Source organism: Fusicatenibacter sp. (assembly GCF_050872605.1).
Lineage (GTDB): Bacteria > Bacillota > Clostridia > Lachnospirales > Lachnospiraceae > Fusicatenibacter.
Genome location: NZ_JBNMHD010000039.1, coordinates 19,893 through 32,960 on the forward strand (window position 1 = coordinate 19,893; position 13,068 = coordinate 32,960).

Here is a 13,068-nt window from a genome sequence, read left to right on the forward strand (position 1 = left end):
CCCCTATTTTTTCTTTTTGCTGTTCTTTTCATCAAACTGTTTTACCATGTTTGCTTTCGCAGCGATGCTTCCGGCGCGGTATTCCTGATTGCTGTTGTAATACTCAGTCGAAGCCTTTCTTGCTGCCTCTTTTTCCTCAGCAGACGGCTCTTCGTTCTCCTGTACCTGAATATTACGCACACTCTGCGTTGCAGCCTGTGTGATTTTCTGCGGCGGAAGGCCGGCTTTTTCTCTCTTCTTTGCCGCTTTTTCCTGGTTTTTGCGGATCACCTCATCCATGTCAATGGAGGACATATGGCGGTTGATCACAATCTGCTGTACGCTTCGAACAAGCGCACCTGCAATCCAGTAAATACCAATACCGATGGAAAATGATAAACACATAAATGCGGAGAAAACAGGCATTACCGTGTTCATGGTCTTCATGGAATTTTCCATGGAGTTTGCTGTCTGATTACCATTGTTGGAAGATGGTGCCTGCGGCATCAGCTTGTAGTTCAGCCACTGGGTAAACCATGCCAGAACCGGCACCAGAATTGCTCCTATAATCAGAAGCGCAGATCCGTTTGCCATACCCTCGCGGATGACATCCATCGGAGACTGTGTGATATTAAATCCAAGGAACATGTTGATATGTTTGGACTCCGCAGCGGTTTTTGTAATAGTATCCGCAATACCGGAAAACTCGCTGATGTCGGCCAGCTTCGTCCACTGGGACGGTTTCAGCACATAAAACATGTCCAGAAGGTTATTTTCGGTTAATGTTTCACTGACTTTACTGTACATGGTAACACGGTTATCTGTGATAAACTGTGTCAGGATATCAGAATATCCCGATACACCCATCATCTGTGTTGTCAGTCCCTGGAATACATTGCGGACACTTCCGATATATCCCGGAATATGATAGATAACCTGGTACAGCGCAAGCAGAATCGGCATCTGAATCAGCAGTGTACTGCAGCTTCCCGTCGGGGAGACACCGTATTTCTGATAAACTGCCATGGTTTCTTCAGATTTTTTCATCTGAGAAGCCTGGTCTTTTTTGTTCTGATACTTCTTTTCAATTCTCTGCAGATCCGGCTGCATTACGCTCATCATCTTCGACATCTTCTGCTGCTTGATCTGAAGCGGCGTCAGAACGAGATAAATGATAATCGTATACAGAATAATCGCAATACCGATGTTCGGAATTCCAATTTTTTCCAGACAAAAATAAATTCCATTGATCAGCCAGCCGAGGATCTGGCATACCCACCCGATAATCGGCCACGTTGACTTACTCAGTACGATATCCAAAACGTCTTTTCCTCCTTATTTATCTACGGCACAGGGTCGTAACCTCCGTGTGAAAACGGGTTACATCTCAGTATTCTCCATAATGCCAGCAGACTTCCTTTGAAAGCACCATATTTCTGAATCGCTTCCAGCCCGTACTGCGAGCAGGTCGGCGTATAAGGGCAGTGCACCCTCTTCAGAGGAGACAGGTACTTCTGATAAAACCGGATACCTTTTATCAATACCGTCTTCATTCTTCTGTTTCCTTTAATATACGATGCAGTTTTCCCAGATGCAAAAGTGCTCCCTCTATCTCGAAATACGTACAGTTCTTTGCATTGACTCTTGCAATCACAACTACATCCATTCCACACTGAAATTCCTCTTCATGCAGACGATAACTCTCCCGGATCAGTCTCGCCAGATGGTGGCGCACAACGCTGTTTCCCACCTTTTTGCTCACTGAAATTCCAATCCGGTTCCGTCCCAGCTGATTTTTCTTCACATACATGACCAGAAATCGGTTTGCAAACGATGTTCCCTGCTTATAAACCAGCTGAAAATCTCTGTTTTTTTTCAGGCTTTCCGAATATTTCATGAATCCATTCTTTCCTTCATGATTTGTCTAAATTTTCTTTCCATAAATAGCTTTAGATAGAAGAAAAGACCACATAAATTTTATGCGGCCTTTGGTTTTATGCTGATAATTTTTTTCTTCCTTTTAATCTTCTTGCAGCTAAAACTTTTCTTCCACCTTTTGTGCTCATTCTTGCTCTGAATCCGTGAACTTTAGCTCTGGATCTTTTTTTCGGCTGAAATGTCATTTTCATAAGATAAGGCACCTCCTTTAAATTCTAATCAATAACTGCCTGCGAGGCAGTATTTCACTACATGTATGACAGAAAACATCATTTCAATTATATTCATAAACCCCCATTTCGTCAACCCTAAAATCAATAATTTTCGCAGTTTTTTTCGGAAAAAATGCCGCTCTGACGCGGTTTTCCGGCCTGCCGCTGCCCGTGCCTTCCGTGCGCTGATTTTCGGTTTATCCACAACTTATCCACACTGTCCGCCGCACGCGTACAAATACCAGTTCGATTTTTGTGCTTTCCACACGATATCTTGTAACCGTAATCAACATTATCCACAATCTGTGGATAACCTTGTGGATAACTTTCTGTTTTGCTGTGTACAACCTGTGGGCATTTCCAATTTTTCCAGTATTTATGCCATGTATAATGTGTATATAAGTTTTCCAGATTTTACACATTTCAGTTTTTCCAGCCCTCTATCCACAATTTTATCAACATAAGATTCCCTGTTATCCACAAAATATCCTCCATTTCATCAACAGGAAAATTTTTTACACATTCTGTGGATAAAAAAATAATTATCCACATTTTTGGGTTGAATAAAACGGCATTTTATTATATCATATAGAAGTAAAAATGCGACTATTCGGGGAAAATTTCGTTTTCCAGACAGAAGTTATCCCCAAAAAGCAATGATTATAGAAGCGGAGCGACAGAAAAAGCATGGAAATCGTACAAGATAAATGGAAAGAAATACTGCAGAGAGTGCGGGACGAGCACGAATTATCTGAGATCTCCTTTACCACATGGATTGAACCACTTACGATCCATTCGGTCGAGGACAATCTGATCACGATCCTGGTTCCATCCGAAAAAATGGGCCTCGATTACGTGAGCAAAAAATATACTCTTCCTATTAAAGTGGCAATCGCGGAAATCACAGGCGTCAACTATGAGATCCGCTTTATTCTTCCGGAAGAAGTGAAACAGGAAAAAGCGCCTGCTCCCGTCCAGAAAAATCTCTATGTGCCGAACCTGAATCCAAAGTATACCTTTGATACCTTCGTGGTCGGCAGCAATAACAAATTTGCCCATGCAGCTTCTCTCGCCGTGGCCGAATCCCCGGGAGAAATCTACAATCCGCTGTTTTTATACGGTGGTGTTGGACTGGGCAAAACCCATCTGATGCACTCGATCGCACATTTTATTCTTCAGAAGAACCCGTCTTCGCGGATTCTCTACGTAACGAGTGAAGAATTTACCAATGAAGTCATCGAGGCCATCCGAAACAGCAACAACACCGCAATGACCAAATTCCGTGAGAAATACCGCAATATCGACGTACTTCTCATCGATGATGTGCAGTTTATTATAGGAAAGGAATCCACGCAGGAAGAGTTTTTCCATACCTTCAATACGCTGCACGGCGCCAACAAACAGATCATCCTTTCTTCGGATCGTCCCCCGAAAGACATGGATATCCTGGAAGACCGCATCCGTTCCCGTTTCGAATGGGGACTCCTTGCCGACATCCAGAGCCCGGATTATGAGACGCGAATCGCCATTCTCCGAAAGAAACAGGAATTAGACGGCTATTCCGTCAGCGACGATGTGATCGAATACATCGCTTCCAATATTAAATCGAACATCCGTGAGTTAGAAGGCGCTCTCAACAAAATCATTGCATACGCAAACCTTGAAAAACGTGAAATCAACATTGATCTTGCAGAGCAGGTGCTGCGCGACATCATCTCCCCGAACGAGAAGAAGGTGATCACGCCGGATTTTATCATCGACACCGTTGCAGATCACTTCGATATTACGCCGTCCGACATTGTCGGCAGCAAGCGGAGCAGCAAAATCGTATTCCCGCGCCAGATCGCAATGTATCTGTGCCGCGAAATGCTCGATGCCCCGCTGACCGGAATCGGAAAAATGATGGGCGACCGCGATCATACCACTGTCATGCACGGCATTGAGAAGATCGAAAAGGAAATGAGTGCCAAAGACAGTGTCCGCAACACGGTAGACATCTTAAAGAAGAAGATCAACCCGTCGAAATAGGCGGAGCCTTTGTAACTCTGTCAAAACGGTTAAAACCGATTTACATTTATATAAGAAGAAACTCATCGGTTGACAGGCCCTTATTTATACACAAACCGATGTGGAAAACCTGTGGATGAATTGTGGACAAATTTGGGGCCTGAAGTTATCAACATTTCATACACAGGTTCACGTTCGATTATTCACAGAGTTATACAGATCGATTTTTCCAGTATTTCCGCATTCTTGACTGGGTTTTCCACATATCCACAGCCCCTACGACTAAGACTACGGATTTTTACTATATTTTTTCTTTATAAGCAGACTCACCAAGCAGTGAGGAAAGGAGAGTTATCCACAATTATGAAATTAGTGTTTGACAAAGCAGATCTTGTAAAAAGCGTTGGTATCGCTATGAAAGCTGTCTCCGGTAAAACAACCATGCCGATTCTGGAATGCATTCTGATTGATGCATCTTCCAACGTGATCAAATTTACCTCCAACGATATGGAACTCGGAATCGAAACCATCGTCACAGGTATGATTCTGGAACGCGGTATTGTTGCTCTGGATGCAAAGATTTTTTCTGAGATCGTAAGAAAACTTCCGGATAATCAGGTTACAATAGAAACAGATGAAAATCTGGTAACCACGATTACGTGTGAAAAAGCAAAATTCAACATTCCGGGACAGTCAGGAGAAGATTTTTCCTATCTGCCGATTCTCGAAACTTCCGATTGTGTTTCCATTTCCCAGTTCACCTTAAAAGAACTGATCCGTCAGACCATTTTCTCCATTGCAGCCAATGAGAACAACAAACTGATGACCGGTGAGCTTTTTGAAATCAAAGATAACACACTTCGCGTCGTATCTCTGGACGGACACCGTATTGCGATCCGCAAAATTGAGCTGAAAGATTCGTATCCGGACCGAAAAGTCGTTGTTCCGGGAAAAACCCTGAACGAAATCAGCAAAATTCTGTCCGGCGAGATGGATGATCAGATTGATATTTACTTCTCGGAAAACCACATTATGTTCAAATTCGATGATACAATGGTCGTTTCCAGACTGATCGACGGTGAATATTTCCGCATCGACCAGATGCTTTCGAGTGATTACGAGACAAAAGTGACGATCAACAAAAAAGAATTCTTAAGCTGTATCGACCGTGCGACGCTTCTTGTCAAAGAAGGCGACAAAAAACCGATCATCATCGACATCCAGGATGGAGCGATGGAACTGCAGATCAACTCCGCGATGGGTTCCATGAAAGAAGAGATCGATATCAACAAAGAAGGCAAGGATATCATGATCGGTTTCAACCCGAAATTCCTGATCGATGCACTTCGTGTTATTGACGACGAGGAAATTTCGATTTATCTGGTCAACCCGAAGGCTCCATGTTTTATCCGGAACGAAGAAGAGAGCTATATCTATCTGATTCTGCCGGTAAACTTCAATTCCGTGAGATAAGCCACATAAGTTTGAAATCTGCCGGAACCTTTTCTGAAAGAACTTTCAGCGGTTTTACAGCCACACAGGTTGAAAACTGCGAACTTACGTGAGGAAAAGGTACGGCAGTGCAGGAGGAAAAAATGGAAATTATTACGCTGCGTGAAGATTACATCAAACTGGGCCAGGCATTAAAAGCTGCGGCTCTGGTAGAAGACGGCGTGGAAGCAAAGCTCGTCATCAAGGACGGCTGCGTGACCGTAAACGGTGAAGTAGATACCCGCCGCGGCCGCAAGCTCTATGACGGAGATGTTGTCTGCTACAATGGAAATGAGATACAAATTAAAAAATAAGGCTTAAAAACTTAAGCTGATTTTTCACGGACGAGTGCTCATGTATATCAAATCTTTAGAACTGAAGAACTATCGGAATTATGAGAGTTTATGCATAAATATCAGCCCCGGAACGAATATTCTCTACGGCGACAATGCCCAGGGAAAGACGAATATTCTCGAGGCTTTATATCTCGCGGGTACGACAAAATCGCACCGCGGCAGCAAGGACCGCGAAATCATCCAGTTTGACCGGGAGGAAGCCCATATCCGGATGATGGTGGAGCGGAACGGCAGCACGCATAAAATCGATATGCATCTGAAAAAAAATAAATCCAAGGGAATCGCCATCGATGGAGTTCCGATCCGCAAAGCGTCGGAACTTTTTGGCATTGTAAATATTGTGTTTTTCTCTCCGGAGGACCTGAATATCATCAAAAACGGTCCTGCGGAGCGCCGGCGTTTCCTGGATAGCGAAATTTGTCAATTGTCAAGACTATACATGATCGAGCTTGCCAATTATAATAAAGTGGTGGCGCAGAGAAACAAGCTGCTTAAAGAGATTTCGTTTTCCGGCAGAATGGCGGATACGCTCGAGATCTGGGATGAGCAGATGGTCCGCTATGGAACAAGCATTATTTCCGAGCGGAAAAAGTTTATCAGCCGCCTGAATGATATTTTATCCGAGATCCATCAGAATCTGACCGGAGGAAAGGAGCAGATTCTGATTACCTATGAACCGAATGTGTCCGAGGAAGCGTTTTCCGAAGAGTTAAAAGCCGGAAGAGAGCGTGATCTGCGTTTCGGACAGTCCTACACCGGGCCGCACCGGGACGATTTCTGTGTGCGGGTCAACGACATTGATATCCGTAAATACGGTTCCCAGGGGCAGCAGAGGACGGCGGCGCTTTCGCTGAAACTGGCGGAGATCCGTCTGGTCGAGGAGGAAATTCACGATACACCGGTTTTACTGCTGGATGATGTTTTGTCGGAGCTGGACGGCAGCCGGCAGAATTATCTTCTGCAGAGCATTCACAGCATACAGACACTGATTACCTGTACCGGACTGGACGAGTTTGTCGAAAATCATTTTGAGGCAAACAGCGTATTCCAGGTGGTCGAGGGATCTGTGTTTCACAAAGAAACAGGAGGAATCTAAATGAGTACAGAGAACATGGAAAAGACAGAGTATGGTGCAGACCAGATTCAGATTCTGGAGGGTCTGGAAGCCGTACGGAAGCGCCCAGGTATGTATATCGGCAGTACCTCCGCACGGGGACTTCACCATCTGGTCTATGAGATTGTCGACAACTCGGTAGACGAGGCACTGGCAGGATACTGCAAAAATATTGACGTTACGATTAACCCGGACAACTCCATCACCGTCATCGACGACGGCCGTGGTATTCCGGTCGGCATCAATCATAAGTCGGGCCTTCCGGCCGTTGAGGTTGTCTTTACGGTGCTGCACGCAGGCGGAAAGTTCGGCGGCGGAGGGTACAAGGTATCCGGCGGTCTGCACGGCGTTGGTGCATCCGTTGTAAATGCGCTGTCCAACTGGCTTGAGGTGCGCGTTTATCACGATGGAAAGGTTTACTTCCAGCGGTATGAGCGCGGAAAAACCATGAATAAGCTGGAGGTCATCGATACCTGTCCGATCGAAAAAACAGGTACCGAGGTCCGTTTCCTGCCGGATGACACGATGTTCGAGGAGACGGTTTATGATTACGACGTTTTAAAAACCAGACTCCGCGAGACCGCATTCCTGACCAAGGGACTGCGCATCGTTCTGCGCGATCTGCGCACGGATCCGGTAGTGGAAAAAGCATTCCACTACGAGGGCGGTATCAAGGAGTTTGTCAGCTACCTGAACAAGAGCAAAACGGCGCTCTACCCGGACATCATCTACTGCGAGGGAGAAAGAGACGGCGTTCTCGTTGAGGTTGCGATGCAGCACAACGATTCCTATCAGGAAAATACGTACGGTTTCGTCAACAACATTACGACGCCGGAGGGCGGTACCCATATCGTGGGTTTCCGGAATGCGCTGACGAAAACCTTTAATGAATATGCTAGAGCAAATAAACTGTTAAAAGACAGCGAACCGAACCTGACCGGAGAGGATATCCGCGAGGGTATGACGGCGATTGTCAGCATCAAAATCGAGGAGCCGCAGTTCGAGGGCCAGACAAAGCAGAAACTTGGAAACAGCGAGGCGAGAGGAGCAGTCGACAATATCGTGAGCACCCAGCTCGAGCTGTTCCTGGAGCAGAACCCGGCTGTCGCAAAAACGATCGTTGAAAAGTCCCTGCTTTCCCAGCGTGCGAGAGAGGCTGCAAGAAAAGCGCGTGACCTGACGAGAAGAAAATCCGCACTGGACGGTATGTCCCTGCCTGGAAAACTGGCAGACTGCACCGACAAGGATCCGAAAAACTGTGAGATCTTCCTGGTCGAGGGAGATTCCGCGGGCGGTTCCGCAAAATCCGCGAGAAGCCGTGCAACGCAGGCGATCCTGCCTCTGCGTGGAAAAATCCTGAATGTAGAGAAAGCACGTCTCGATAAAATTTATGCCAATGCCGAGATCAAAGCGATGATTACGGCATTCGGAACCGGAATCCACGACGATTTCGATATCACCAAACTGCGCTACGACAAGATCATCATCATGACCGATGCCGATGTCGACGGCGCGCATATCGACACGCTGATGCTGACGTTCCTGTACCGCTTCATGCCGGAGCTGATCAAACAGGGCCACGTTTACCTGGCACAGCCGCCGCTGTTCAAGATTGAGAAAAACAAAAAAGTATGGTACGCATACGACGACGATCAGATGAATCAGATCCTCAATGAGATCGGACGCGGAGATAATAAGATCCAGCGTTACAAAGGACTGGGAGAGATGGATGCAGAGCAGCTCTGGGAGACCACCATGGACCCGGAACGCCGTGTTCTGCGCCGCGTTGTGTTCGATGAAGAGTATTCTTCTGAAATTGATCTTACCTTCAATACGCTCATGGGCGACAAGGTAGAACCGCGCCGTGACTTTATCGAAGAGAGAGCAAAATACGCAAACAACCTGGATATCTAAAAAGTCCTGTGAACTGAAGTGGAGGAAAAGATGGAAGATAATGTTTTTGATAAAATTCACGAGGTCGATCTGAAAGACACGATGGAGGAATCCTACATCAACTACGCGATGAGCGTAATTGCATCCCGTGCACTTCCAGACGTCCGCGATGGCTTAAAGCCGGTACAGAGACGTATTCTGTACTCCATGAGTGAGCTGAACAATACGCCGGATAAGCCGCACCGTAAGTGCGCGCGTATCGTCGGTGATACGATGGGTAAATATCACCCGCACGGCGACAGCTCTATCTACGGAGCACTCGTCAACATGGCACAGGACTGGGCAACCCGTTATCCGATGGTGGACGGCCATGGAAACTTCGGTTCCGTCGACGGCGACGGCGCTGCGGCTATGCGATACACCGAGGCACGTTTAAGCAGAATCTCGATGGAGATGCTGGCGGATATCAACAAAGACACCGTAGACTTCGCCCCGAACTTTGATGAAACCGAAAAAGAGCCTGTTGTTATGCCGGCCCGCTACCCGAACCTTCTGGTAAACGGTACTTCCGGTATCGCAGTCGGTATGGCAACGAACATCCCGCCGCACAATCTGCGCGAGATGGTAAGTGCCATTGTAAAAATTATTGATAATATCATCGAGGAGGACCGCGACACCGATCTCGAGGAGATTCTCGGCATTGTAAAAGGCCCTGACTTCCCGACCGGAGCAGAAATCCTCGGCACCCGCGGCATCGACGAGGCTTACCGTACCGGCCGCGGTAAAATCCGTGTCCGCGCGGTATCGAACATTGAGACACTGCCGAACGGAAAGAGCGAGATCATCGTAACCGAGATCCCGTACATGGTAAACAAGGCGCGCCTGATCGAGAATATCGCCGCGCTGGTAAGAGATAAAAAGATCGACGGCATCACCGGCATTGCGGACCACTCCAACCGTGAGGGTATGCGCATCTGTATCGAACTGCGCCGCGACGCTAATGCAAACGTCATCTTAAACCAGCTGTACAAACATACCCAGATGCAGGATACCTTTGGTGTGATCATGCTTGCACTGGTAAACAATCAGCCGAAAGTCATGAACCTTCTGGAGATGCTGACGTATTATCTGCAGCACCAGGAAGAGGTTGTGACGAGAAGAACGAAATACGACCTGAACAAAGCGCAGGAGAGAAGCCATATCCTGGAAGGACTCTTAAAAGCGCTCGACCATATTGACGAAGTGATCCATATCATCCGTGCATCCGCGAATGCGGCAGAGGCGAAGAAGAACCTGATGGAACGCTTCGAGCTGAGTGACGCCCAGGCCCAGGCAATCGTAGACATGCGTCTGCGTGCTCTGACCGGTCTGGAAAGAGAGAAGCTGGAGAACGAGTACAAGGAGCTGATGGCGCGCATCGAGCAGTTAAAAGCCATCCTCGCCGACCGCAAGGTGCTTCTTGGCGTTATCCGCAGGGAGATTCTGACCGTATCCGAGAAATACGGCGATGACAGAAGAACCTCCATCGGCTTTGACGAGTATGATCTCTCCATGGAGGATCTGATTCCGCGCGAGAATACCGTCATCACCATGACGAAACTGGGCTATATCAAACGTATGACCGTTGACAACTTCCGCAGCCAGAACCGCGGCGGCAAGGGAATCAAGGGCATGCAGACCATCGAGGACGACTACATCGAGGAGCTTTTGATGACGACGACCCATCATTACCTGATGTTCTTTACGAATACGGGAAGAGTCTACCGTCTGAAAGCATACGAGATTCCGGAGGCGTCCAGAACCGCAAGAGGAACGGCGATTGTCAACCTTCTCCAGCTGCAGCCGGGAGAGAAGATTACCGCTGTTATTCCAATGCGCAAATATGAGAAGGGCCATTATCTGTTTATGGCAACGAAAAAGGGACTGGTGAAGAAGACGCCGCTCGAAGAGTACGAGAACGTCAGAAAAACGGGTCTTGCTGCCATTGCGCTCCGCGATGATGATGAACTGATTGAAGTTAAGACAACGGATAACGAGAAAGAGATTATTCTGGTAACGAAATTCGGCCAGTGTATCCGCTTCAAGGAAAACGATGTGCGTACGACAGGCCGTGTTTCCATGGGTGTACGCGGCATCAACCTTCTGGACGGCGATGAAGTAGTCGGCATGCAGATCTGCACGCAGGGAGACTATCTCCTTGTCGTATCCGAAAATGGTATGGGCAAACGGACGCCGATGGCAGAGTTTACCGTACAGCTCCGCGGCGGCAAGGGTGTCAAATGCTATAAGATTACCGAAAAGACCGGAAACCTGATCGGTTCCAAGGCGGTCAACGAGGATAATGAGATCATGATGATCACCACAGAGGGAATCATCATCCGTACGCCATGCTCCGGCATTTCTGTGATGGGACGGATCACATCCGGCGTTAAGCTGATGGATGTGGACGGCGAAATCAAGGTTGCCAGCATTGCAAAAGTAAGAGACAAAGAGGCGTCCGAGGAGACTCCGGTTTCGGAGGAAGAGAACGAAACGGCTTCTGAGAAAACGCAGGAATAATACAGCGTCGAAAAACGTGTCTGAGAGAAAAAAGCTCAGGCACGTTTTGCTCGTTTGGGGAAGGGGAGAAAAACATGAAACGAATTTTACTGATGGTGCTGCGGAATCTGCTTCTGGTTCCGTGGATGTGGTGCCGGCTCTGTTACCATGCAGCGCATCCGGACAAGTACAGTCTGGAGGAGCACTTTAAAATGCTGCGCTTTATTGTACAGCGGGCGAACAAAGGCGGAAACGTCATTGTGGAATCCTATGGAGCAGAAAATCTTCCGGAGCAGGACGGCTTTGTGATGTATCCGAATCACCAGGGGCTGTACGATGTGCTGGCGATTGCGGGAGCGTGCTCGCGTACCTTTACGGTCGTTGCCAAAAAAGAGGTAGAGCATATTACGTTTTTAAAACAGGTCTTTGCGTGCATCCATGCACTGTTTATGGACCGGGAGAATCTGCGGCAGTCAATGCAGGTCATCAATGAGGCAGCGGATGTTGTAAAAGACGGGAAAAATATTATTCTGTTTCCGGAGGGGACGAGGAGCAGAAAAGGAAATCAGCTGATGGAGTTTAAAAGCGGCAGTTTCAAAATCGCGGTAAAAGCAAAATGCCCGATTGTGCCGGTTGCGTTAAAAAACTGTTTTGTTCCGTTTGACTCCAATACCATTCGTCCCGTAACGGTAGAAGTCCATTTTCTCGACCCGATCCCATACGAGGAGTACCAGGGAATGAAGACAACGGAGATTGCCGAGATGGTAAAAAAGAGAATCGAAGCCGTCGTAACCGCATAGCGGTTTCAGAAAAGAGCGTGATATACGCTCTTTTCTGCTGTTCTGTGGGCTGTTTTTGACTTTGTAAAGCCTGTTTTCTATAATAGTAAGAAAAAAATAAAAAATTCGAAAAAACGGGTTGACAAGAACGTAAGCTTTTTGTATAATAAACCATGCGTCACGAATGAGTGACCACACATATCATTTTATATTTAGGCATTTGGAGAAGTACTCAAGTGGCTGAAGAGGCGCCCCTGCTAAGGGTGTAGGTCGGGTAACCGGCGCGAGGGTTCAAATCCCTCCTTCTCCGTTTAAAAGCCAAAAACAAAATGATATTTTTTATGGAAAAAGTTCTTGACAAACAGATTCACATCTGATAAGATAGCAGAGTTGGTGATAAGTTTGAAAAAACTAATCCAAAAAATAAATTAAAAAAGTTCTTGACAAAAGCGAATGAGTTTGATAAAATAAACGAGTTGCTGATCGAAAGAACGGCAAAGAAGTTTGAAAAAAAGCTTCAAAAAATAAATCAAAAAAGTTCTTGACAAACGAAAAGTTCTGTGATAAAATAAACGAGCTGATCCGAGTCGGAGCAGTAAAGATCCTTGATAATTAAACAATGAAACACATCCTCGAAAGTTCTGAATAAGTAATTCAAAACGATCGAAAGATCCTTTAAAACAGTAAAAGGGATAAATTAGCTAGTATGTTGATTTTGAACTTGGAACAAACATTTTATCAGAGAGTTTGATCCTGGCTCA

11 protein-coding genes and 1 tRNA gene are annotated in these 13,068 nt (G+C 46.6%); 8 read left to right on the forward strand and 4 right to left on the reverse strand.

The features are described 5' to 3' along the window. Positions 1–3: 3 nt before the first annotated feature. From yidC to rpmH, 4 genes are all read right to left on the reverse strand, one after another. The gene (gene yidC / locus ACY2VT_RS11435; protein WP_461874748.1) at positions 4–1,299 is read right to left on the reverse strand and encodes a membrane protein insertase YidC; all 1,296 of its coding nucleotides are present in this window, start codon (positions 1,297–1,299) and stop codon (positions 4–6) included. Positions 1,300–1,322: 23 nt separating this feature from the next. After that, entirely contained in the window at positions 1,323–1,532 is a 210-nt protein-coding gene (yidD, locus tag ACY2VT_RS11440) for a membrane protein insertion efficiency factor YidD (protein WP_022462271.1), read from the reverse strand. Beyond that, the gene (gene rnpA / locus ACY2VT_RS11445; protein ID WP_461877629.1) at positions 1,529–1,876 is read right to left on the reverse strand and encodes a ribonuclease P protein component; all 348 of its coding nucleotides are present in this window, start codon (positions 1,874–1,876) and stop codon (positions 1,529–1,531) included. The genes yidD and rnpA overlap by 4 nt, the downstream gene beginning before the upstream one ends. A 97-nt stretch (positions 1,877–1,973) precedes the next feature. After that, positions 1,974–2,108, reverse strand: a complete 135-nt coding sequence (gene rpmH, locus ACY2VT_RS11450) for a 50S ribosomal protein L34 (protein ID WP_005952426.1) — start codon at positions 2,106–2,108, stop codon at positions 1,974–1,976. A 708-nt stretch (positions 2,109–2,816) separates the two neighbouring features. Between rpmH and dnaA the strand changes: the two genes are divergently transcribed. From dnaA to ACY2VT_RS11490, 8 genes are all read left to right on the forward strand, one after another. After that, on the forward strand, positions 2,817–4,157 hold the full coding sequence (gene dnaA, locus ACY2VT_RS11455; RefSeq protein ID WP_118750375.1) for a chromosomal replication initiator protein DnaA: 1,341 nt from the start codon (positions 2,817–2,819) through the stop codon (positions 4,155–4,157). 342 nt (positions 4,158–4,499) lie between these two features. After that, a complete protein-coding gene (gene dnaN, locus ACY2VT_RS11460; protein WP_461877630.1) occupies positions 4,500–5,609 on the forward strand; it encodes a DNA polymerase III subunit beta in 1,110 nt (369 codons plus the stop codon). 122 nt (positions 5,610–5,731) lie between these two features. After that, positions 5,732–5,941, forward strand: coding sequence for an RNA-binding S4 domain-containing protein (locus ACY2VT_RS11465; protein ID WP_055225968.1), 210 nt, complete (start codon positions 5,732–5,734; stop codon positions 5,939–5,941). 40 nt (positions 5,942–5,981) lie between these two features. Continuing rightward, the gene (gene recF, locus ACY2VT_RS11470) at positions 5,982–7,079 is read left to right on the forward strand and encodes a DNA replication/repair protein RecF (protein ID WP_022462276.1); all 1,098 of its coding nucleotides are present in this window, start codon (positions 5,982–5,984) and stop codon (positions 7,077–7,079) included. Beyond that, positions 7,080–9,011 (forward strand): DNA topoisomerase (ATP-hydrolyzing) subunit B, encoded by a 1,932-nt coding sequence (gene gyrB / locus ACY2VT_RS11475; protein ID WP_022462277.1) that lies wholly within the window; start codon positions 7,080–7,082, stop codon positions 9,009–9,011. A gap of 30 nt (positions 9,012–9,041) precedes the next feature. Further along, a complete protein-coding gene (gyrA, locus tag ACY2VT_RS11480) occupies positions 9,042–11,549 on the forward strand; it encodes a DNA gyrase subunit A (RefSeq protein WP_461879981.1) in 2,508 nt (835 codons plus the stop codon). A gap of 74 nt (positions 11,550–11,623) precedes the next feature. Then, a complete protein-coding gene (locus tag ACY2VT_RS11485; RefSeq protein ID WP_461879982.1) occupies positions 11,624–12,328 on the forward strand; it encodes a lysophospholipid acyltransferase family protein in 705 nt (234 codons plus the stop codon). A 201-nt stretch (positions 12,329–12,529) separates the two neighbouring features. Continuing rightward, positions 12,530–12,617, forward strand: a tRNA-Ser gene (locus tag ACY2VT_RS11490). Positions 12,618–13,068: the final 451 nt, after the last annotated feature.